The 19,876-nt window shown below is 64.7% G+C and carries 24 protein-coding genes; 14 read left to right on the top strand and 10 right to left on the bottom strand.

Annotation, left to right across the window (positions count from 1 at the left end):
- The first annotated feature begins 49 nt into the window (after positions 1-49).
- The 4 genes from E4T66_RS11270 to E4T66_RS11255 are packed head-to-tail and all read left to right on the top strand — an operon-like array spanning position 50 to position 2,547.
- Positions 50-658 (top strand): ferritin-like domain-containing protein, encoded by a 609-nt coding sequence (locus E4T66_RS11270; protein ID WP_136849142.1) that lies wholly within the window; start codon positions 50-52, stop codon positions 656-658.
- Positions 659-662: 4 nt separating this feature from the next.
- Positions 663-1,064 (top strand): c-type cytochrome, encoded by a 402-nt coding sequence (locus E4T66_RS11265; protein ID WP_136849141.1) that lies wholly within the window; start codon positions 663-665, stop codon positions 1,062-1,064.
- Positions 1,034-1,906, top strand: a complete 873-nt coding sequence (gene folE2, locus E4T66_RS11260) for a GTP cyclohydrolase FolE2 (RefSeq protein ID WP_136849140.1) — start codon at positions 1,034-1,036, stop codon at positions 1,904-1,906. The genes E4T66_RS11265 and folE2 overlap by 31 nt, the downstream gene beginning before the upstream one ends.
- Before the next feature lie 53 nt (positions 1,907-1,959).
- A complete protein-coding gene (locus tag E4T66_RS11255; protein WP_169577581.1) occupies positions 1,960-2,547 on the top strand; it encodes a helix-turn-helix transcriptional regulator in 588 nt (195 codons plus the stop codon).
- A 153-nt stretch (positions 2,548-2,700) separates the two neighbouring features.
- On the opposite strand, the gene E4T66_RS11250 is transcribed toward E4T66_RS11255, so the two are convergent.
- The 3 genes from E4T66_RS11250 to E4T66_RS11240 form a co-directional block, all read right to left on the bottom strand.
- Positions 2,701-3,276, bottom strand: coding sequence for a redoxin family protein (locus tag E4T66_RS11250; protein WP_136849138.1), 576 nt, complete (start codon positions 3,274-3,276; stop codon positions 2,701-2,703).
- A 6-nt stretch (positions 3,277-3,282) separates the two neighbouring features.
- Positions 3,283-3,756 (bottom strand): cytochrome P460 family protein, encoded by a 474-nt coding sequence (locus E4T66_RS11245; RefSeq protein ID WP_136849137.1) that lies wholly within the window; start codon positions 3,754-3,756, stop codon positions 3,283-3,285.
- 70 nt (positions 3,757-3,826) lie between these two features.
- Positions 3,827-4,060 (bottom strand): thioredoxin domain-containing protein, encoded by a 234-nt coding sequence (locus tag E4T66_RS11240; protein WP_136849136.1) that lies wholly within the window; start codon positions 4,058-4,060, stop codon positions 3,827-3,829.
- A gap of 102 nt (positions 4,061-4,162) precedes the next feature.
- On the opposite strand from E4T66_RS11240, the gene E4T66_RS11235 reads away from it, so the two are divergent.
- A complete protein-coding gene (locus E4T66_RS11235; RefSeq protein ID WP_136849135.1) occupies positions 4,163-4,744 on the top strand; it encodes a MarR family winged helix-turn-helix transcriptional regulator in 582 nt (193 codons plus the stop codon).
- A 184-nt stretch (positions 4,745-4,928) separates the two neighbouring features.
- Here the strand turns inward: E4T66_RS11235 and E4T66_RS11230 are convergent, their stop codons facing one another.
- The 6 genes from E4T66_RS11230 to E4T66_RS11205 all read right to left on the bottom strand — a co-directional run bounded on the left by E4T66_RS11230 (position 4,929) and on the right by E4T66_RS11205 (position 11,032).
- Positions 4,929-5,930, bottom strand: coding sequence for an NADP-dependent oxidoreductase (locus tag E4T66_RS11230; RefSeq protein ID WP_136849134.1), 1,002 nt, complete (start codon positions 5,928-5,930; stop codon positions 4,929-4,931).
- A gap of 9 nt (positions 5,931-5,939) precedes the next feature.
- Positions 5,940-7,196 carry an acyl-CoA dehydrogenase gene (locus E4T66_RS11225; RefSeq protein ID WP_136849133.1) on the bottom strand — a complete coding sequence of 419 codons (1,257 nt, stop codon included), beginning with the start codon at positions 7,194-7,196 and terminating at the stop codon, positions 5,940-5,942.
- 33 nt (positions 7,197-7,229) lie between these two features.
- Positions 7,230-8,297 carry a phosphotransferase gene (locus tag E4T66_RS11220; protein ID WP_136849132.1) on the bottom strand — a complete coding sequence of 356 codons (1,068 nt, stop codon included), beginning with the start codon at positions 8,295-8,297 and terminating at the stop codon, positions 7,230-7,232.
- A gap of 10 nt (positions 8,298-8,307) precedes the next feature.
- Positions 8,308-9,288 carry an NADPH:quinone oxidoreductase family protein gene (locus tag E4T66_RS11215; RefSeq protein ID WP_136849131.1) on the bottom strand — a complete coding sequence of 327 codons (981 nt, stop codon included), beginning with the start codon at positions 9,286-9,288 and terminating at the stop codon, positions 8,308-8,310.
- A 127-nt stretch (positions 9,289-9,415) separates the two neighbouring features.
- Entirely contained in the window at positions 9,416-10,246 is an 831-nt protein-coding gene (locus E4T66_RS11210; RefSeq protein ID WP_136849130.1) for an SDR family NAD(P)-dependent oxidoreductase, read from the bottom strand.
- 3 nt (positions 10,247-10,249) lie between these two features.
- Positions 10,250-11,032, bottom strand: a complete 783-nt coding sequence (locus E4T66_RS11205) for an SDR family oxidoreductase (protein WP_136849129.1) — start codon at positions 11,030-11,032, stop codon at positions 10,250-10,252.
- A 128-nt stretch (positions 11,033-11,160) separates the two neighbouring features.
- Here E4T66_RS11205 and E4T66_RS11200 point away from each other — a divergent pair, with 128 nt between their 5' ends.
- Positions 11,161-12,069 (top strand): LysR family transcriptional regulator, encoded by a 909-nt coding sequence (locus E4T66_RS11200; protein ID WP_136849128.1) that lies wholly within the window; start codon positions 11,161-11,163, stop codon positions 12,067-12,069.
- A gap of 68 nt (positions 12,070-12,137) precedes the next feature.
- Here the strand turns inward: E4T66_RS11200 and E4T66_RS11195 are convergent, their stop codons facing one another.
- Positions 12,138-12,656: a c-type cytochrome gene (locus E4T66_RS11195; RefSeq protein ID WP_136849127.1), complete on the bottom strand. Its 519-nt coding sequence runs from the start codon at positions 12,654-12,656 to the stop codon at positions 12,138-12,140.
- A 211-nt stretch (positions 12,657-12,867) separates the two neighbouring features.
- Here E4T66_RS11195 and E4T66_RS11190 point away from each other — a divergent pair, with 211 nt between their 5' ends.
- The 8 genes from E4T66_RS11190 (at position 12,868) to atpE (ending at position 19,827) form a co-directional block, all read left to right on the top strand.
- On the top strand, positions 12,868-14,400 hold the full coding sequence (locus E4T66_RS11190; RefSeq protein WP_136849438.1) for a helicase HerA-like domain-containing protein: 1,533 nt from the start codon (positions 12,868-12,870) through the stop codon (positions 14,398-14,400).
- A 53-nt stretch (positions 14,401-14,453) separates the two neighbouring features.
- Positions 14,454-15,611: an alpha/beta hydrolase family protein gene (locus tag E4T66_RS11185; RefSeq protein WP_136849126.1), complete on the top strand. Its 1,158-nt coding sequence runs from the start codon at positions 14,454-14,456 to the stop codon at positions 15,609-15,611.
- A gap of 83 nt (positions 15,612-15,694) precedes the next feature.
- A complete protein-coding gene (rsmG, locus tag E4T66_RS11180) occupies positions 15,695-16,357 on the top strand; it encodes a 16S rRNA (guanine(527)-N(7))-methyltransferase RsmG (RefSeq protein ID WP_136849125.1) in 663 nt (220 codons plus the stop codon).
- Positions 16,354-17,142, top strand: a complete 789-nt coding sequence (locus tag E4T66_RS11175; RefSeq protein ID WP_136849124.1) for a ParA family protein — start codon at positions 16,354-16,356, stop codon at positions 17,140-17,142. The genes rsmG and E4T66_RS11175 overlap by 4 nt, the downstream gene beginning before the upstream one ends.
- 88 nt (positions 17,143-17,230) lie before the next feature.
- Positions 17,231-18,067 carry a ParB/RepB/Spo0J family partition protein gene (locus tag E4T66_RS11170; RefSeq protein ID WP_169577580.1) on the top strand — a complete coding sequence of 279 codons (837 nt, stop codon included), beginning with the start codon at positions 17,231-17,233 and terminating at the stop codon, positions 18,065-18,067.
- A 160-nt stretch (positions 18,068-18,227) separates the two neighbouring features.
- Positions 18,228-18,614 (top strand): ATP synthase subunit I, encoded by a 387-nt coding sequence (locus tag E4T66_RS11165; protein WP_136849123.1) that lies wholly within the window; start codon positions 18,228-18,230, stop codon positions 18,612-18,614.
- Between the two features lie 18 nt (positions 18,615-18,632).
- Entirely contained in the window at positions 18,633-19,481 is an 849-nt protein-coding gene (gene atpB, locus E4T66_RS11160; protein WP_136849122.1) for a F0F1 ATP synthase subunit A, read from the top strand.
- A 58-nt stretch (positions 19,482-19,539) separates the two neighbouring features.
- Positions 19,540-19,827 carry a F0F1 ATP synthase subunit C gene (gene atpE / locus E4T66_RS11155; RefSeq protein WP_136849121.1) on the top strand — a complete coding sequence of 96 codons (288 nt, stop codon included), beginning with the start codon at positions 19,540-19,542 and terminating at the stop codon, positions 19,825-19,827.
- The last annotated feature ends 49 nt before the right edge of the window (positions 19,828-19,876 follow it).

Raw genomic sequence — 19,876 nt, 5'->3', positions numbered from 1 at the left:
ACCTGCAAGTGCCTAACAGCTTTGGGCATTCCCACAGACGGAGACTGCAATGACAGAAGCAAACACTGATCACGCGCTGATTGCGAGCCCTCAGCGGCGCGCGCTGCTCGCGCGCACGGCGATGCTGTCCACGACGGCAATGGCGCTACTGAGTGGCGTCTCGCTGCGCAGCCTTGCGGCGACGCCGCGCGACGAGCAGACCGGCAGCGATGTCGCCATCCTCAACGTTGCGCTCGGCCTCGAGCACGAGGGCATCGCTGCGTACGAGATCGGCGCCGGAACCGGTCTGCTGAGCAAGCCACTGCTCTCGGTGGCGGTGCTGTTCAAGGGCCATCACGAGGGCCACCGCGAGGTACTCGCCGGCGCAATCGAAAAGCTGGGTGGCACGCCGGTCCAGCCCCGGAGCCTCGCCGAGTACAAGGCCAGCTCGAAGCTGGACATCGGATCCATCGCCACCGCCGAGGATATCCTGCGGCTCGCACAGCGACTGGAGCTCGGCGCCATCAATGCCTACCTGGGCGTGATGCCGAGCTTCGCCGATCGCTCGCTATCCAAGGTGGCGGGTCGCCTGATCGCCGACGAGACGCTGCACTACACGGTGCTGTCGCAGTCGCTCGGGCAACCACTGCCGCAGAACACGCTGAGCTTCGGAGCCTGAGCCCATGCGGTTGTCGTTGCTGGCCGCCGTGATCGCTCTTGCGTGCGTCACGGCGGCCCCCGGCGCAGATCCCGCGCGCGGCAAAGCGCTGTACGACGCGCGCTGCGGGGGCTGCCACACCATCGCCGAGAACGGGCCTGGCCCTCGTCATCAGGGGCTCTTCGGATGCCGGGCCGGAACGCAACCGGGATACGCCTACTCCGAGGCACTGAGGGTTTCCGGGATTGTCTGGAACGACGCGATGCTCGACCGCTGGCTGGCCGACCCCAACGCGCTGGTTCCCGGAAATGCGATGGTCGTCCAGTTGGCGCCGCTCGCGACGGAACGCGTCGATCTGATCGCCTTCCTGAGAACGGCGGCGCAGGGACCGCGCACTTGCCGGCGATCCAATGCGCCGACGCCGTAGGTAGAATCGAAGAGGACATCAAAGATATGGACATAATGGAACGGGCGCACGCGATCGAGCCCGCACTCCCGGACACGCAATCCGCCCGCGATCGGCGTGGCCTAGCGGTTACCCGCGCCGGCATCCGCGGCCTGCGGCTGCCATGCACAATCACGGACGTCGATGAATCCAGCCATGACAGCGTCTGTACCTTCGATCTGGGCGTGCGCGTGGTGGCTTCGCAGCGCGGCACGCATATGTCGCGACTCGTGCAGTGCGCGCACGAACTGGCGCCGCGGATTCGCACGGCCGATCTGGAATCCAGCCTCAAGGCGATCCTCAAGCGCCTGGATGCGCGCGGCGGAACGCTCGCCCTTCGCTTTCCGTGGTTCGTCGAGAAGAAGGCGCCCGTCTCCGGCTACGGCTCGCTGCTCGATCTCGAGGTTTCGTACGACATCCAACTCGAACCGTGGGAGCGCCGGCCGTCGCGGCAGATGTCCGTGCGGATCCCGGTCACGACACTGTGCCCGTGCTCCAAGGCCATCTCGCGATACGGCGCACACAATCAGCGATCGACGGTCTCGGTCATGCTCCGGAGCCGTCGCCCGATCGGCATCAACGAATTGGTCGCGCTGGCGGAGCGTGCGGCGTCGTGCCCGGTCTATGCGGTGCTCAAGCGGGAGGACGAGCGGTATGTCACCGAAACTGCGTACGAGAATCCCAAGTTCGCTGAGGATCTCGTGCGCGACCTGCATGCAGCGATCTCAAGGGAACTGCAGCCTACGATGCTGCACGTGGAGACAGAGAACCACGAATCCATCCACAATCATGCGGCGTACGCGCTGATCACCGGATCGACATAGCTGCCATGTACGAGGCCTCGCGTCTGGAGCGATACGGACCAACCCAGCGCCGCTTGCTGGAGGTTCTGCTGCACACGCCGGGCGGCGTATCGGTCGAGCATCTGACCCGCGAACTCGGCATCACCCACAACGCGGTGCGCACGCACCTGATCGCCCTGCAGCGCGATGGAGCGGTCAAGCGCCTGGGGCAGCAACGTACGGGCGGACGACCCGAGCATCTCTTCGTCCTCACCTCGGCAGGACGCGAAACCTTTCCACGGCGCTATCGCGAAATCGCCGAGAGCCTGATCGCCGCAGTCGAACGCACCCTTGGCTACGGTGCGCTGGACAAGGTCATGCACGGGATGGGCACCGAAGCCGGTCGGCGGCTTGTGCCGGCTAGGAGCCCGAAAGCATCCGTGAGCCAGACTGCGGCCGCGATGAAGGATCTGGGTTACGAGGCCAGCTTGAGCGTGAGCGACAAGCGTGGCGAAGAGATCGTCGCGCGCAACTGCGTGTTCCATGAACTCGCTGCGAAATATCCAGCAGTGTGCCAGTTCGACCTAGCGTTCCTGGAAGCAACGGTGGGCCGGGCAGTGGAACATCGGGAGTGCATGCTTCGCGGCGGGCGGGTCTGTCGCTTCGGCTTCAAGTCGAAATGATGAGAGGGGCCCCAAGGGTCGGGGTGGCGTGACTTTCGCGGGAGGATCGGCCCACTGATGACTGGCAGCCCGAAGCAGGCTTACGTACGGCTAATCGGGGCGCCCGATCACGCGCGTCGGTCGCTTGCGAACGGCGTCCAGATCGGCAAGGTCCTATGTCGAGGGATCTGCCAGCGAATCCCCCGCCACTTCGCATCTGTCTTCGCTGCACTCCCCTTGGCTCGGAGAATCAGATTTGGAAAGAGCCAGTGATGGCGCGACCTCAGCTGCCAGTCGCATCACTTTGCGCCCAAGAGTGAGGTCGTCGATCCGCCCAAACTCCCGCAGGCGTAGCCGACCCTGGCGATCGATCAGCATGATCGACGGCGTGCCCTGAAGGGCATAGGCACGCATGGTGAGCGGAACTGGGTCGCTCGCCTCATGCATATCCACGCCGATCGGATGTGTGATTCGATACTCGTAGAGGAAGGCGGCGAGCGAGAGCGGCGTCATCGCGGCGTGGTGCTCGAAAACCGCGTGCAGACCAACCACCGCTACGCCGTCAGCGGCAAATAGGCGATGCACGCGCTCGGCCTGCGGAACGCCATGTGAGACGCAGCCCGGGCACAGCATTTGAAACGCGTGCAGGACCACGACCCGGCCGCGCAAGGCGGCCAGGTCGAGGGGACGGTTCGAGTTCAACCACTGGTCCACCTGCCAGGCAGGAGCCAGAGGAAAATCCGTTGCCATTGCGTCCTAATCCCGCAGACTGCTGAATACAAAATCACTGTCCTTCTGCGGCGCATGGCAGCCGAAACATGCGGTCGCTGCATCGGACCCGACGACGCGCTTGTCCCGCGCGCCGGCGCCGAACCCCTCAAAACCCCAACCGCCGGTCGCCGCGTACTTCTTGGCGTCCTTGTGCATCACGCCCGCAACCTTGCGAGCGCCCTCGTTGAGAGCGTTATCGCTACGGTTGGCTTCCAGGAGGTCGAAGACAATGACCGAGCCGTCGCCAAACTTGCCCGTCTTGTACCCCTCCAGCGCCTTCGGGTTCGCGTAGATGTGATGAATTCCGCCGAACGCGCCGAAAAGCGGATGTCCCTCTTCGATCACCATGCTCTTCACGTGGTGCCAGTTACGGTAATTGTCCGGGTAGGGAACGGCAGCATCGCCAGCCAGCGTCGGAGCGGCGGATGTGAGAAATACTGCAGCGAGAAGAAGTCTCATGAAAACATCTCCTAGGGATAGCCTGAGTTGTCCGGGTCGTGCGTAGCGGCCGCCACGCCCGTCCGATTCCTTACTTCAGATCAGCCAGCGCGGCGCCGAAGTTGATGTGAAACGTCGCGCCGGCGATGACCATCGCGGGTACGGACTTCACACCGGCGGCCTCGGCTTCGGCCAGGCGCGAGCGCTGCTCGCCCAGGTGAACGATCTCGACGTCATAGCGGGACGGGTCGAGTGCCTTGGCAAACTGCTGTTCGGCGGAGACGCACACGGGACATCCCGCGTGGAAAAAGATGGCTTTGGTCATCGCTTGCTCCTGTGTCTATATGTATCGACTCGATACACAATGACACTATCCGGGCCGGATCGCCGGTTGTCAAGACATGCTTCGTGACGATACATTGACGATATGAGCTCGACCCCCTTTCTACTTGAGCGTCTGGGCGCGCTGGTTCATCAAAGCCTGCGCGAGGACGCAGCTCGCCACGGCCTGCTGCCCATTCACATCCAGGTCTTGGAGTACTTGTCTCAGGCGAACCGATACAGCGATATTCCAATCGCGGTGTCGGAGTACTTCGGCATCACACGGGGCACGGTTTCGCAGACCCTTGCCCTGCTTGAGCGCAACGGGTTGTTGATCAAGGAGCCAGACGCACGCCACGGGAAGCGGGTGCATTTGCGGCTGACAGCGGCCGGACGCGCGATCCTGAGGGATAGCTGGACGCGGCGTCTGGAGGCAGCTTTCCCGTCATTCGAGAGTGTCGATCGGAACGCTCTCGATGCCGCCTTGTGCAAGTTGCTGACGACGCTGCAGCGGCAGAACAACCAGCGAGCCTTCGGAATTTGCCGGCAGTGCACGCACTTTCTCTCCGAAGCACGTGGCTCGCGCTGTGGCCTCACAGGAGAACCGCTGGCAAAGGATCAGACGGTGCGCATCTGCCGCGAATGGACTGCACCGGCACCGACGGGCAGTGCATTACAGGTCACTTGAGACGCCCGATTGCAGACATTCGCCACTGACTGGAACTGGCACTTCTTTGTCAGTCGTAGTTCGAGTCAAGCGTTGCGACGGTTCTACATGATGCCAAATACGATCAGGCCCGGACTCGCCAGAGTCGGGGCCTGATGTTGTCCGTATGGCATGGCGCCGACTGGAATGCCGGCGTGTGCGTTGCTCAGATCTTGAGCACGAGCTTGCCGGTGTTCTCACCCTTGAACAGCCGCTGCAGGGTTTCAGGAAAATGCTCCAGCCCTTCGGCGATGTCCTCGCGCGTCTTCAGCTTGCCGCTTGCGAGCCAGCCGCCCATCTCGCGCATGGCTTCGCCATAGCGGTCGGCCCAATCGAACACGACCATGCCTTGCATCGTCGCGCGGTTGACCAGCAGTGACAGGTAGTTGCTTGGTCCTTTGACTGGCGTGGTGTTGTTGTACTGCGAGATGGCGCCGCAGATGACGATGCGCGCGTGCATCGCCAGTTGCGTCAGCACCGCGTCGAGGATGTCGCCGCCGACGTTGTCGAAGTAGACGTTGACGCCTTTCGGGCAGTGCTGCTTCAGCGCCTTCTTGAGGTCGTCCTGCTTGTAGTCGATGCAGGCGTCGAAGCCGAGTTCTTCGACCACGTAGCGGCACTTGTCCGCACCGCCGGCGATGCCGACCACACGACAGCCCTTGAGCTTGGCGATCTGGCCGACGATCTGGCCGACCGCACCGGCGGCGCCGGAGACGACGACGGTATCGCCGGGCTGCGGCTTGCCGACTTCCAGCAGGCCGAAGTAGGCGGTCATGCCGGGCATGCCCAGGGTGCCGAGGTAGACCGGCAGCGGCGCGAGCTTGGGATCGACTGCGTGGGCGCCCTTGCCGTCAGACACGGCGTAGTCCTGCACGCCGAACATGCCGACGACCTTCTGGCCGACGGCGAACTTCGGATGATTGGAGGCGATGACCTCACCGACCGCGCCGGCGCGCATGACCTCGTCGATGCCGACCGGCGGCACATAGGACTTGCCTTCGTTCATCCAGCCGCGCATCGCCGGGTCCAGCGACAGGTACTCGTTGCGCACCAGAAACTCGCCGTCGCCCGGTGTCGGCACCGGCGCTTCGACGTAGCGGAAATCCTCGCGCGAGACCATGCCGACCGGGCGGCGGGCGAGCTGGAACTGTCGATTGCTGGAAGTCATGGCGGTTCCTTATGAGCGTGAGACGCGGCTGCTGGCGACGTAGGCCTGCAGCTGATCGCGGGCGACGTACTTGGACAGTTCCATCTTGCCGATGGCGTTGCGATGCACTTCGTCCGGGCCGTCGGCGAGGCGCAGGGTGCGCGCCTGGGCGTAGGCGTAGGACAGGCCGAAGTCGTCGGTGACGCCGCCGCCGCCGTGGGCCTGGATCGCCCAGTCGATGACCTGGCAGGCCATGTTCGGCGCGGCGACCTTGATCATCGCGATTTCCTTGGCGGCGATCTTGTTGCCGACGGTGTCCATCATGAACGCGGCCTTCAGGGTCAGCAGGCGCGCCTGGTCGATCAGGATGCGCGATTCGGCGATGCGCTCCAGCGTGACCGTCTGCGCGGCGACCGGCTTGCCGAAGGCGACGCGCGACAGCGTCCGCTTGCACATCTTTTCCAGCGCGCGTTCGGCGAGGCCGATCAGGCGCATGCAGTGATGGATGCGGCCGGGGCCGAGGCGGCCCTGCGCGATCTCGAAGCCGCGGCCTTCGCCGAGCAGCATGTTGGTCACCGGCACGCGGGCGTTGTCGAACACGATCTCGGCGTGGCCGTGTGGTGCGTCGTCGTAGCCGAACACCGGCAAGTGGCGCAGCACTGTCACTCCGGGGGTGTCGCGCGGGACCAGGATCATCGACTGCTGGCTGTGCCGGCTCGGATTGTCCGGGTCGGTCTTGCCCATGAAGATGAAGATCTTGCAGCGCGGATCGTTGGCGCCGGACGACCACCATTTGCGGCCGTTGATGACGTACTCGTCACCGTCGCGCACGATCGAGCTGGCGATGTTGGTGGCGTCGGACGAGGCGACCTCCGGTTCGGTCATCGCGAAGCACGAACGGATCTCGCCGTTGAGCAGCGGCTTGAGCCATTTCTCCTTCTGCGCCTCGGTGCCGTAGCGCGCCAGCACTTCCATGTTGCCGGTGTCCGGTGCGGAGCAGTTGAACACTTCCGGCGCCCACAGCACGCGGCCCATGATCTCGCACAGCGGCGCGTATTCCAGATTGGTCAGGCCGGCGCCGTGTTCGGACTCCGGCAGAAACAGATTCCACAAGCCGGCGGCCTTGGCCTTGTCCTTCATCGTCTCGATGATCTGCGTCGGCTGCCAGCGGTCGCCCTCGGCCACCTCGGCGAGGAAGCGGCCTTCGTTGGGATAGATGTGCTCGTCCATGAACGCGTTCAGGCGCGCCATCAGGTCGAGGGTCTTTTGCGAGTATTCGAAGCTCATGGGGGTTCGTCCGGTAGGTGACGGCGCGCGTGCTCAGCGCCGCTTGAGGATTTTTTCGACCTGCGTCCATGCAAGGTCGGCCAAGGGTCGCGCCGCCTGGCCCATCTGCTGTGCCTGCGCGCTGGCGGCAGTGCCGTCTTTCACGCGTCCGGCGATGCCTTGCAGGATCGCCGCGAGCCGGAACAGGTTGTAGGCCATGTAGAAATCCCAGTGATCGGGGTCGATGCCGTCGCGCCCGGTGCGTTCGCAGTACATGCGCACGTACTCCGGCTCTTCGGGAATGTTGAGGTCCTTGAGCTTGGCGCCGCCCAGCCCACGGAACACGCCCTGCGGGATGTGCCAGGTCATGCAGTGGTAGGCGAAGTCCGCCAGCGGATGCCCCAGCGTCGACAGCTCCCAGTCCAGCACCGCGAGGATGCGCGGTTCGCTGGGGTGGAAGATCACGTTGTCGAGGCGATAGTCGCCGTGGACGATGCTGGTTTCGTCGCCCGGCGGGATGTGCTCCGGCAGCCACGCGATCAGGCGGTCCATCGCGTCGATGCTCTGCGTTTCCGAGGCGCGGTACTGCTTGGACCAGCGGCCGATCTGGCGCGCGAAGTAGTTGCCGGGCTTGCCGTAGTCGGCGAGCCCGATCGCCGCGTAGTCGACCTGATGCAGCGCGGCGATGACGTGGTTCATCTCCTCGAACATCGCGCGGCGCGTGGCGGTGTCGACTTCCGGCAGCGTCGGGTCCCACAGGATGCGGCCTTCGACGCAGTCCATGATGTAGAACGCGGTGCCGATGACCGAGTCGTCCTCGCACAGGCAGTAAGTCTTCGCCACCGGCACATCGGTCTGTGCCAGCGCGGTGATGACCTGGTACTCGCGGTCGACCGCGTGCGCCGAGGCCAGCAGCTTGCCGGGCGGCTTGCGCCGCAGTACGTAGGACTTGCCGCCGGCGGTGAGCTTGTACGTCGGGTTGGACTGGCCGCCCTTGAACTGGCTGACGTCGAGCGTGCCGGAAAAACCCTCGACGTGCTGCTGCATGTAGCGCTGCAGCGCGTCGACATCGAAGCGATGCTTGTCGCGAACCTCGGTGGTGCCATTGAAGGCCTGACTCATGGTGTCTTCCTCAAACCGTCGGCGTGATGACGACCTTGCCGGAGACCTTGCGGTCCATCAGCAGGCGGATGGCCTCGGCACCGCGTTCCAGCGGATAGGTGCCGGCGATGTGCGGCTTGAGCTTGCCGTCCTTGAGCCAGCCGACCAGCGTGCGCAGGTCCATCAGGTTGTTCATCGGTTCGCGCTTGGCGTAGTCGCCCCAGAACACGCCGACGATCGAGCAGCCCTTCAGCAGGGTCAGGTTCAGCGGAATCTTCGGAATCTCGCCGTTGGCGAAGCCGATCACCAGGAAGCGGCCGCGCCAGGCCATGCTGCGCAGCGCCGGTTCGCTGTAGCCGCCGCCGACCGGGTCGTAGACCACGTCCACGCCCTTGCCGCCAGTGAGTTCCTTCAGGCGTGCCTTGAGGTCTTCGCTGTCGTAGTTGATCAGTTCGTCGGCGCCGTGCTCCTTGCACACCGCCAGCTTCTCGGCGGTCGACGCCGCGGCGATGACTTTGGCGCCCAGCGCCTTGCCGATCTCGATCGCCGCCAGACCCACACCGCCGGACGCGCCGAGCACCAGCAGGGTCTCGCCGGCCTTCAGCGCGGCGCGATCCTTCAGCGCGTGGTAGGAGGTGGCGTAGGTCATCACGAACGAGGCCGCGGTGACGAAGTCCAGATCGTCCGGCATCGGGATCAGCGCGCGCGCATCGGCCAGCACTTGCTCGGCGAAGGCGCCCCAGCCGGTGAAGGCGATGACCTTGTCACCGGGCTTGACGTGCTTGACCTGTGCGCCGACCGCTTCGACCACGCCGGAACATTCGCCGCCCGCCGCGAACGGCAGCTCGGGCTTGAACTGGTACTTGTTCTGGATGATCAGCGTGTCCGGAAAATTCACACCGGCGGCGTGTACGCGCACCAGCGCTTGCTGATCGCCGGGCACGAGGTCGGGCACGGTGTCGACGACCAGTGTTTCCGGCGGGCCGAAGGTCTTGCAGAGCAGGGCTTTCATTGCGAACTCTTCTCCATGTGCCGTTTGTCCCGGGGACTCGGGATTGAGGCTGCAGTGTCTCGATACGCGCCGCCATGCGGCGCTACTCGACATGAGCGGGATGTGATGTCCGATGTGAAGTCCGTTGTCACGGCATCGGGTTGGTGGGCTGGCGTTCTTCGAGGATGTCGCGCATCCGCGTCTCGATCGCCGGTTTGATGTTGCTGTGCGTCAGGATGTAGAAGCGGCCGGCCTTGACTGCGTCCATCGTCATCTGTGCGACTTCGGTCGCGCTGATCTTTCCGGACTGCACCGCTTTCTTCACGCGCGCCTCGAACGGCGCCGCGAGCGGATTGGCGTCGGCCAGTTCGCTCGGACGATGGCGCGCCGCATCGGCAATGCCGGTGTTGACGAACGCCGGGCACAGCACCGAGACGCCGACCTTGCCGCCGGCGACCTGCAGCTCGTGGTGCAAACACTCGGACAGCGTGACGACGCCGTGCTTGCTGACGCAGTAGACGCTCGATGCCGGCACCGACAGCAGGCCGGCGACCGAGGCGGTGTTGACGACGTGACACGCGTCGCCCTGTTCGAGCATGCGCGGCACGAAGGACTGCACGCCGTGCACGACGCCCATCAGGTTCACGCCGAGCACCCACTGCCAGTCCTGCACCGTCGTGGTCCAGGTCGGCCCGGCGACGGCGACGCCGGCGTTGTTGAACAGCAGGTGTGCGGCGCCGTAGCGTTCGTAAGTCGCATCGGCCAGTGCCGCGACGTCGCCGGCCTTGGAGACGTCACAGTGCTGCTTCAGCACCTCGGTGGTTTCGGGCAGCAGGGCCTGCGTGGCGTCGAGGCCGGCGGCGTCGATGTCCGCCAGCACCAGACGCATGCCTTCGGCGGCGCAGAGAATTGCCAGTTCGCGGCCGAAGCCGCTGCCGGCGCCGGTGATGACGGCGACTTTGTTGTTGAGATCCTTCATCGCTCAGGCCGTCAGGTAGCCGCCGTCGACGTTCAGACTGACGCCGGTGGTGTAGCTCGCTGCCGGCGACACCAGATACAGCACGGCGCCGGCCATCTCGTTCGGATGCGCGACGCGGTCCATCGGCACGTGGCTGCCCATCAGCTTCATCATCTGCGGGTTGTGCACCAGCGCCGAGGCGAATTTGGTGTCGGTGATGCCCGGCAGCAGCGCGTTGACGCGGATGCCGTCCTTCGCGTGTTCCTTGGCGAAGGCCTGCGTCATCGAGATCACCGCGGCTTTCGTAATCGAGTAGATGCCCTGGTAGGGGCCGGGGATCACGCCGTTGACCGAAGCGGTGTTGACGATGGCGCCGCCGCCATTCTTGAGCATCAGCTTGACGCCGCGCGCGGACATGAAGAAATAGCCGCGGATGTTCACGTCCAGCGTTTTCTGGAACGCGCCGAGATCGGTGTCGGCGATCGGGCCGAAGTACGGGTTGGCCGCGGCGTTGTTGACCAGGATGTCGAGCCGGCCGTAGGTCTGCTCGATGTGCGCGAACACCGTGTCGATCTGCTCCATCTCGCCGATATGGCAGGCAAAGGCCTCGGCCTTGCCGCCGGCGGCGCGGATTTCAGCGGCGACGCGCTCGCAGCCGTCGATCTTGCGGCTGGAGACGATCACGCTGGCGCCGGCGGCGGCCAGCGTCTTGGCGATCGACTCGCCGATGCCACGACTGGCCCCGGTGACCAGTGCGATCTTGCCGCTGAGGTCGAACAAGGCTTGGGGGGATAGGCTGGCGCTCACTGGGGTCTCCGATCGCACATTGGGTGGAATGCCTGTCAGACAGCAGGCTTGCCGCAGCCTAGGTGGGCCACTAGGATCAGTCCAATGAATAATGTGAATCCCGATGAATTATCCAGGCGCATAGATCAATGCATCTGCACCGGATCGATCTGAACCTGCTGGTGGTGCTGGATGCCATCTTCTCTGAAGGCGGCATCACCAAGGCCGGCGACAAGCTGCACCTGACGCAGCCGGCGATCAGCCATGCGCTGGCACGCCTGCGCGACCTGTTCGATGACCCGCTGTTCGTGCGGGAAGGCCGCGCGATGGTGCCGACGCCGCTGGCGCGGTCGCTGGAACAACCGATCCGGCGCACCTTGCGCGCGCTGGAGGTCACCTTGAACGAGGTGCAGCAGTTCGACGCGGCCAGCACCCAGCGCCATTTCAGCGTCGCCGTGCGCGATGTGCTGGAGGCGACCGTGCTGCCGCCGCTGCTGGCGCGCGTCGCCGCGGCGGCGCCGTCGATCGACATCAGCGCGATCCGCGCCGACCGCCGCACCCTCGAAACCGAACTGGCGGCGGGAACCCTGGATGCGGCGCTGGACGTGCTGCTGCCCTTGTCGGACGACATCCGTCATCAGCGGGTGTCCAGCGATCATCAGGTGGTGGTGTTGCGCCGTGATCATCCGCTGCTGCAGGAGGCCTTCGACCTGGCGGCCTATCTGCGCCAGCATCACGTGCTGGTCAGCTCGCGGCGCAGCGGGCCGACGCTGGAAGATATCGAGCTGAGCCGCCACGGACTGAAGCGACGCATCCGCCTGCGCTGTCAGCACTACTTCGCCGCCTGCCGCGTCGTCAGCCAGACCGACCTGCTGTTGACGATGCCGGCGCACTACGCTGAGCTGGCCAATCAGCAATTCGGCAATGTGGTGCTGCCGTTTCCGATGGAAATGCCGTCGCTCGACGTCTATCTGTACTGGCACGCCAGTGTCGACAAGGAACCCGCGAGCCGCTGGTTGCGCGAGCAGGTGATCGCAACGCTGGCGCCGTACGCCTAGAGCCTCAGCCCTGGAGTTTCAGCCTGGCGGGCGCCGCCAGAACGGCGACGCCCACCGGGCCGTTCCACTTAATGCGTCAGCGCGGCCTGCTGCTGCGGCAGGTTCTTCGGGGTGAACTCGATGTACGGCGTGGTGACCTGCACGCCCGGCGCCGCGGCGGTCGGTGCCGGCTCGCCGCTTGCGCCCAGCGAGCGGATGAATGCGTAGATCGCCAGCAGATCGTCATCGGTCATCGCCTTCAGGCTCGGGGCCGGCATCGGCGGCAGCATCGGTGACCGTGCGCGGCTCAACCATTGCTGCTCGTCGAGCCGCGACAGGCTCAGGCGCAGGTTGCTCGGATAGCTGGTGCCCCAGGGACCCTGGAAGCCGACGACGTCGCCGGTGAGCCATTGCTGATCCGGCACCTGGCCGCCGCTGGGCGCGTAGCCCGGGGTATGGCAGTCGTTGCAGCCGGCGGCGACGATCAGATAGCGGCCGCGTGCAAGGCGTTCGGCGTCGGTGTGCTGCGGTGCGGCGTGCGCGCCGGTGGCGAGCGCGGATGCCGCGAGGCCGAGTATGCCGAACAGGGTGCGGATGGGGGTTTTCATTGCAGTCTCCGGAAGGGGAAGTTCGATTCGCCGCCACGATAGGGCGCCCCCGTTGTGCCGGTTGCTAAAACATCGCTAGCCGATTGCTAAATTCTTGCTAAGCCCTAATGGCCGCGTGACCGGTGTCGCAGTTTCCGGGCGTTGCGGTGCTGCGGACTTGCCCGACGTCGCGCGCGTGACGATGATGGCCGCGCATTTCAGGGAGCACGCGATGGATCCGTCGATATTGCTGGGCAAGGGCGAAACGCCGCAGCTGTTGCTGGGCCGCTACGCCAACCGACATGGCCTGGTGGCCGGCGCCACCGGTACCGGCAAGACGATCACGCTGCAGATCCTAGCCGAAGGCTTTTCCGAGATGGGCGTGCCGGTGTTCGCGGCGGACATCAAGGGTGATCTGGCGGGGATTTCACAGCCGGGCGAATTCAAGCCGAAGCTGGCCGAGCGCGCTGCCGCGGTCGGCGTCGAGGGCTATGCGCCCGCGGCGTGTCCGACGGTGTTCTGGGATGTCTTTGGCGTTTCAGGTCATCCGGTGCGTGCGACCGTATCCGATATGGGGCCGGTGCTGTTGTCGCGGTTGCTCGACCTGTCCGACGTGCAGGAAGCGGTGTTGTCGCTGGTGTTCAGGTACGCCGACGATCAGGGTCTGCTGCTGCTGGATCTGAAGGACCTGCGCTCGACCTTGAATCATGTTGCCGACAACGCGAAGGCTCTGGGTTCCGAATATGGACTGGTCAGCAAGGCCTCGGTCGGGGCGATCCAGCGTTCGCTGATCCAGCTGGAGCAGGAAGGCGCCGAGGCCTTCTTCGGCGAGCCGGCGCTGGACCTCAACGACTTCATGCGGACCGATCTGACCGGGCGCGGCATCGTCAATGTGCTCGCCGCCGATCAGCTGTACCTGCGTCCGCGCGTCTATGCGACCTTCCTGTTGTGGCTGCTGTCGGAGTTGTTCGAGAACCTGCCGGAGCAGGGTGACGCCGATCGCCCGCGCCTGGTGTTCTTCTTCGACGAGGCGCATCTGCTGTTCCGCGACGCGCCCAAGGCGCTGGTCGAGAAAGTCGAGCAGGTGGTGCGGCTGATCCGCTCCAAGGGCGTCGGCGTTTATTTCGTCACGCAGAATCCGCTGGATCTGCCCGATGCCGTGCTGGGCCAGCTGGGCAACCGGGTGCAGCATGCGCTGCGTGCGTTCACGCCGCGGGACCAGAAAGCCGTGCGTGCCGCGGCCGAGACTTTCCGCGCCAATCCCGCATTCAGCGTCGAACAGGCCATCACCGAGCTTGGCGTCGGCGAGGCGCTGGTGTCGACGCTGCAGGACAAGGGCGTTCCCAGTGTGGTCGAGCGCACCAGGATCCGGCCACCGAAATCGCGCATGGGCACGATCACGCCGGAGGAGCGCAAGACCACGATGTCGCGCAGTCCGGTGTCGGGCCGCTACGACGCCATGGTTGATCGCGAGTCGGCTTACGAAAAGCTGGCGGCCCGCTCCGCCCAGACCGCTGAGGCAGCGAATTCGCCGCCGGCAGCAGCGCCGCCGTCCGGCGACACCGGCTGGTGGGAACGGGGCGCCGACGCACCGCAAACCCGCGCGCCGTCGGTGCGGCAGACGCGTCCGGCCAGCGGACGTCGTGGCGATACCGTGGTCGAGGCGGCGATCAAGTCCGCCACGCGTAGCGCAGCGTCTTCGGTGGGGCGGGAAATCGGCCGTCAGTTGCTGCGCGGAATCCTCGGATCGCTGACACGCCGCTGAGTTTTCGCGGCGTATCATCCGGCGCATAACGACCGACGTCGGAGGAGACGCGAATGAAGACCGGACGGGAGTTAGTCGGCCTGGGCGGACTGGTGATGGCGCTGCTGCTGGCGGCCTGCGGCAGTGGCTCGGACTCCGGCAGTGGCGGGGGCAGCGTCGCCGCGAGCAGCACAACAATTCCGGTGACACGCGAGGCCTGCACGCCGTTCGGGGCGCCGCCGCGCCCGCTGCTGGCGCCACTCGACAGCGTGCTCAACCCGAGCTGTGTGCCGGGCGGCGAGAAGCTCGAACGCTGGGCCGACAGCGAAGGCACGCTACGGGATGCCTGTCTGTACACCCCGGATGCGGCATCGCCCGAGCACAAGCTGCCGCTGGTGATCTATCTGCATCCGTCGCTGGTCGGCAGCGATCTGACGCTGGCGGCGAACTTCCTGCGTTCGACGCTGGATACCGAGGATCTGACGGGGGATCCGGAGCGGCCGGGGTTCATCCTGCTGGCGCCCTATGGCCGCGTGACCGCGCGCTACTACCCGTTTCCGGACGATAACGCGTCGCCGGGCTGGGACAACTGGTACCGGCAGATGGCGCCAAACGGGCAGGCGCGCACGGTCAACGGCGAGTCGTTTCCGGCCAACGTCGAGGCCGCCACGATCGACCACTACCTGGATGAAGTGATTGCCCGCGGCATCGTCGACGAGAAGCGGATCTACCTGATGGGCTGGTCCAACGGTTCGGCGATGGCGATGCTGTACGCCTTGAACCGCCCGCGCATCGCCGCGGCCGCGGTGTATTCGGCGCCGGATCCGTTCGAGGCCTTCAACGACCCCTGCGTGCAGCAGCCAGTGACGACCAAAGCCCTGAATGACACCCAGCTGCAGCTGACGAATCCGCAGGTGCCGATCTTCCACTATCACAACGACTGCGATATCGCCGGCCTGTGCCCGAACGGTCAGTATCTGCGGCAGAGCCTGATCGACGGCGGCGCGACCACGATCGACGATGTCATCGTCGACACGCTGCTGCAGCCGGTTGATCAGTGCCTCGATATCTGCGGCACCGATCCGCTGGCGTATTACGGCGGTCTCGACGATCCGTCCGGCTATCTGCAGGACCTGCCCGGCTACAGCCTGGGCCTGGCCAATCATCTGCGCTGGCCGTACGGACAGACCTCGCAGTTCTTCGAATTCCTGCGCGATCACCCGCACCGCTGAGGCGTTTCCCCTCCGGCGTCGCGGATCACGCGGCGTATACTGCGCGGCCGCGGGCAGGGGTCCATACGGTTGGGGGCAGGGCGTTGCAGCAGGTCAATCACGCACAGGCACAGGCGTCGCCAGAGAATCTGCTGGCGGATGGCGTGCGCGCGCTGGGTCTGCAGTTGCCGCCGGGCGCGGCCGAACAGCTGATGGCCTACCTTGCCGAGCTGGAGAAGTGGAACAGCGCGTATAACCTGACCGCGATCCGCGATCCGCGCGATATGGTGGTACGCCATCTGCTCGATTCGCTGGCGGTGCTGCCGTATGTCCGCGGCCGCGTGCTCGATGTCGGCGCCGGCGCCGGCATTCCCGGGATCATTCTGGCGATCGCTCAGCCTGATCTGACGGTGACGGTGCTGGACAGCAACGGCAAGAAGACCCGCTTCATGCGCCATGTCGTGCGGGTCCTGAAGCTCGGCAACGTCACGGTGGCGGAGTCCCGGGTCGAGGCCTTGCCGTCGCCGGAGCCTGACGCAGGTTTTGACACCGTGATCAGCCGGGCATTTGCCTCGCTGACCGAATTCTTTGATATGACCGCCCATCTGCTGGCGCCGGGTGGTCAATGGGTGGCCATGAAAGGCAAACTAGACCGCTTGGAGCTGGCGCCCGCGGAAGGGCGAGCCGAGATCCGGCAGACCTGCCGCCTGAATGTGCCCGGCCTCGACGAGGACCGGCACGTCGTCATCGCACAGTTGAAGCCATGAGCTACGTCATCGCAGTTGCCAATCAGAAGGGCGGAGTGGGTAAGACCACCACGTCGATCAATCTTGCCGCGTCGCTGGCAGCGACCAAGCGGCGCGTGCTGCTGGTGGATCTGGATGCCCAGGGCAACGCGACCATGGGGGTCGGCGTCGACAAGAGCGCGCTGAGGCTGACCACGCGTGACGTGCTGCTGGAACAGGCGCCGATCGGCGAGGTGATCGTCGATCTGGACAATCTGGGCTTTTCGGTGCTGCCGGCCAACGCCGACATGACCGAGGCCGAGATCAAGCTGCGTGACGTTGCGGTCGGTGACTTCGCGCTGAAGACGGCACTGGCGGATGTCTCCGAAGATTTTGACTATGTGGTGCTGGACTGCCCTCCGGCACTGTCCAAGCTGACCGTCAACGCGCTGGTCGCGGCCGACGGCGTGCTGATTCCGATGCAGTGCGAGTATTACGCGCTCGAAGGTCTGAGCGCCCTGATGGATACGATCCAGAAAATCCGCCGGGTGATCAATCCGCGGCTGGAAGTCGAAGGCCTGCTGCGGACCATGTTCGATCCGCGCAACAATCTCGCCAACGACGTCTCCAATCAGCTGCTCCAGCATTTCGGCGACAAGGTCTATCGGACCCTGGTGCCGCGCAATGTGCGTCTGGCGGAGGCGCCAAGCCATGGCCTGCCGGCGATGGTCTACGACCCGACCTCGTCGGGCGCCAAGGCCTATCTGGCTTTGGCCGGTGAGATGCTGCGCCGCCACGATGGCGGGCAGATGCGTCTGCCGGCATGAACAGAAACAGTTTCCAGTCTGAAGCACGCACTGGGCTGACTGTGCTTTTAATGGAAGCGGGCAACAGGAAACCGGAAACTGCGTTCCGATGAGTACAAAAAAAAGAGGCTTGGGTCGTGGTCTGGATGTGCTGCTCAGCAGCGCCTCCACGGTCAACGAAGAGGCAGGGGATGCGCTGCGCGAGCTGGCCATTGACGCCCTGCAGCCGGGCAAGCACCAGCCGCGCCGCCATTTCGAAGCGGCCGCGCTGGAGTCGCTGACCGAATCGATCCGTGCCCAGGGCGTGGTGCAGCCGATCATCGTGCGCGCCGCGGGTGGCGACCGGTATGAAATCGTTGCCGGCGAGCGTCGCTGGCGCGCGGCACGCGCCGCCGGCCTCAAGACCGTCCCGGTCGTGATCAAGACGCTGGACGAGCGTGGCGCGATGGCGGTGGCGCTGGTCGAAAACATCCAGCGCGCCGACCTGAATCCGCTGGAAGAGGCGGAAGCGCTGCACAAGCTGATCAAGGATTGCGGCCTGACGCATGAAAAGACCGCTGAAGCCATTGGCCGTTCACGTGCCCACGTCAGCAATCTGCTGCGTCTGATCGAACTCAATGACGACGTACAGCAACTGGTGCGCAACGGTCACCTGAGCCTGGGCCACGCCAAGGTGCTGCTCGGTGTCAGCGGACCGCGACAGTCGGCACTGGCGAAGATGGTCGTGGAGCGACAGTTGTCGGTCCGTCAGACCGAGGCACTGGTCCAGGCGGATGTGACGCCACGGCGTGCGCCGGCATCGGCCGCGCCGGCGCTGGACAAGACCCTGAGCGAACGCATTGGCTTGCCGGTGCGGGTGCAGCAGACCGAGGCCGGCAAGGGGCGTCTGACCGTATCGTTCCGCAACGAGGACGAGCTGAAGCGCTTGCTCAGCCGCTTCGAATAAGGCGGTTCAGCGCCCTGGCGTGGTGTTGCACCAGTTTGGTTGCTGCGATGCACAACTTTAGGCGAAAGTCTGATTGACCTGCCCCGGCGCAGCCCTTAGAATCGCGCCCCGTTGAACGAGCCCGCAGGCGTGACGAGTTCTGTCGTCACAGCATGTCGCGATGCATAAACAATCCAGCAGCACATCGATGGCGCGGACAGTGTGCCTGGTGCAGCTTGGCATCGCCGGCGCCATGGCGCTGATGATTGGCTTGGTTTGGGGACGGCAGTACGCGGTTGCAGCGCTGTTCGGTGGTTTGACGGCGGTACTGCCCACGGTTTATTTCGCCATTCGCTTGTTTGCGCGCCGCCCTCAAGCAGCGCCTGAAGAAGTGGTCGGCGCAGCGTTTCGGGGTGAGATTGGTAAGTTGGCGTTGACGGCCGTGCTCTTCTGGTTGGGCGTGGCACTGTTCGCACCACAATTTCTCGCTCTTTTGGCGACCTACGCAGCCTGTCTGCTGGCCTATTGGGCAGCATTGGCGCGGGTCGGGTTCGATGACAAAAACTGACGGTCACTGACACAGCTTATGGCAGCCGAAGAAGGTCACCACGATTCGGGCAGTTACGTTCTGCACCACTTGACCAACCTCAAGCTGGATTTGCAGACCATGTCGATCAATCCGGAGGCTACGGGCTTCTGGGTTCTGAACCTGGACAGCGCGATCTTCTCGTTCGTTCTCGGTCTGGCGTTCGTGCTGCTGTTCCACAAGGTGGCCAAGCACGCGAGCTCGGATACGCCGTCGGGTCTGCAGAACTTCGTCGAGATGATCGTCGAGTTCGTCCAGAACCAGGTCAAGGAAATCTTCCCGCACGCGAATTCGCTGGTCGCCCCGCTGGCGCTGACGATTTTTGTCTGGGTCTTCCTGATGAATTTCATGGACCTGGTGCCGGTCGACTGGCTACCGGGTGCGGCGGGTGCGCTGGGTGTGCCGTATCTGAAGGTCGTGCCCAGCACTGACGTCAACATCACCTTTGGCATGTCGCTGTCGGTGTTCGTGTTGATGTACATCTTCAACTTCAAGTTCAAAGGCGTCGGCGGTTTCACCAAGGAAGTGCTGACCCATCCGTTTCCGTGGTTCCTGGCGCCAATCAATCTGGTGCTGCGTATCGTCGAGGACGTGGCCAAGCCCGTCTCGCTGGCGCTGCGACTGTTCGGCAACCTGTTCGCGGGCGAGCTGATCTTCATCCTCATTGCATTGATGCTTGCGCAGGCCTTCAACGGCATTGCCGGAGCCGTGCTCGCGGGCGCCGGAGTTCTGCTGCACATCGGCTGGGCGATCTTCCACATTCTGGTGATCACCCTCCAAGCTTTCGTGTTCATGGTACTGACGGTGGTTTACCTCGGTGCCGCGGCCGAGACCCACGCTGATCACTAATCACGATCACTGATCCTTTCAACCCCACGCTAGTTTCAAGAGACTTACGGAGACCCTCATGGATATCGCAACTCTGCTCGCCCAGATCAACGGTTCGACCGTCATCGCGGTAGGCTTGATTCTGGGCCTCGGCGGCGCCGGCACGGCCATCGGCTTCGGCCTGCTGGGCGGCAAGCTGCTCGAAGGCGTTGCGCGTCAGCCGGAAATGGCTGGCATGCTCACCGGTCGTATGTTCCTCGTCGCCGGTCTGCTCGACGCCGTGACGTTCGTTGGTATCGGTATCGGCATGTACTTCACGTTCGCCAATCCGTTCCACGCTGCGATCCAGGCCGCCATCGGCCACTAAGGTTCGCTGCGCGCAGTTTTTGACGGATAACCCGCAAGGGATTTGAACG

The sequence above is a fragment of the Sinimarinibacterium arenosum genome (assembly GCF_005047655.1).
Lineage (GTDB): Bacteria > Pseudomonadota > Gammaproteobacteria > Nevskiales > Nevskiaceae > Solimonas.
The sequence above is the reverse complement of the archived record's forward strand: the minus strand, read 5'-3'. Positions and strand labels throughout refer to the sequence as shown.

Excerpts from the sequence above, each read along its gene's own strand:
- E4T66_RS11170 (WP_169577580.1), top strand. The coding sequence starts at position 17,231 with ATGAGTACAAAAAAAAGAGGCTTGGGTCGTGGTCTGGATGTGCTGCTC.
- E4T66_RS11225 (WP_136849133.1), bottom strand. The coding sequence starts at position 7,196 with ATGAGCTTCGAATACTCGCAAAAGACCCTCGACCTGATGGCGCGCCTG.
- E4T66_RS11195 (WP_136849127.1), bottom strand. The coding sequence starts at position 12,656 with ATGAAAACCCCCATCCGCACCCTGTTCGGCATACTCGGCCTCGCGGCA.
- atpB (WP_136849122.1), top strand. The coding sequence starts at position 18,633 with ATGGCAGCCGAAGAAGGTCACCACGATTCGGGCAGTTACGTTCTGCAC.
- E4T66_RS11165 (WP_136849123.1), top strand. The coding sequence starts at position 18,228 with ATGCATAAACAATCCAGCAGCACATCGATGGCGCGGACAGTGTGCCTG.
- E4T66_RS11270 (WP_136849142.1), top strand. The coding sequence starts at position 50 with ATGACAGAAGCAAACACTGATCACGCGCTGATTGCGAGCCCTCAGCGG.
- E4T66_RS11230 (WP_136849134.1), bottom strand. The coding sequence starts at position 5,930 with ATGACTTCCAGCAATCGACAGTTCCAGCTCGCCCGCCGCCCGGTCGGC.
- E4T66_RS11235 (WP_136849135.1), top strand. The coding sequence starts at position 4,163 with ATGAGCTCGACCCCCTTTCTACTTGAGCGTCTGGGCGCGCTGGTTCAT.
- E4T66_RS11220 (WP_136849132.1), bottom strand. The coding sequence starts at position 8,297 with ATGAGTCAGGCCTTCAATGGCACCACCGAGGTTCGCGACAAGCATCGC.
- atpE (WP_136849121.1), top strand. The coding sequence starts at position 19,540 with ATGGATATCGCAACTCTGCTCGCCCAGATCAACGGTTCGACCGTCATC.
- E4T66_RS11200 (WP_136849128.1), top strand. The coding sequence starts at position 11,161 with ATGCATCTGCACCGGATCGATCTGAACCTGCTGGTGGTGCTGGATGCC.
- E4T66_RS11210 (WP_136849130.1), bottom strand. The coding sequence starts at position 10,246 with ATGAAGGATCTCAACAACAAAGTCGCCGTCATCACCGGCGCCGGCAGC.
- E4T66_RS11215 (WP_136849131.1), bottom strand. The coding sequence starts at position 9,288 with ATGAAAGCCCTGCTCTGCAAGACCTTCGGCCCGCCGGAAACACTGGTC.
- E4T66_RS11250 (WP_136849138.1), bottom strand. The coding sequence starts at position 3,276 with ATGGCAACGGATTTTCCTCTGGCTCCTGCCTGGCAGGTGGACCAGTGG.
- E4T66_RS11185 (WP_136849126.1), top strand. The coding sequence starts at position 14,454 with ATGAAGACCGGACGGGAGTTAGTCGGCCTGGGCGGACTGGTGATGGCG.
- E4T66_RS11175 (WP_136849124.1), top strand. The coding sequence starts at position 16,354 with ATGAGCTACGTCATCGCAGTTGCCAATCAGAAGGGCGGAGTGGGTAAG.
- E4T66_RS11245 (WP_136849137.1), bottom strand. The coding sequence starts at position 3,756 with ATGAGACTTCTTCTCGCTGCAGTATTTCTCACATCCGCCGCTCCGACG.
- E4T66_RS11265 (WP_136849141.1), top strand. The coding sequence starts at position 663 with ATGCGGTTGTCGTTGCTGGCCGCCGTGATCGCTCTTGCGTGCGTCACG.
- E4T66_RS11190 (WP_136849438.1), top strand. The coding sequence starts at position 12,868 with ATGGATCCGTCGATATTGCTGGGCAAGGGCGAAACGCCGCAGCTGTTG.
- E4T66_RS11240 (WP_136849136.1), bottom strand. The coding sequence starts at position 4,060 with ATGACCAAAGCCATCTTTTTCCACGCGGGATGTCCCGTGTGCGTCTCC.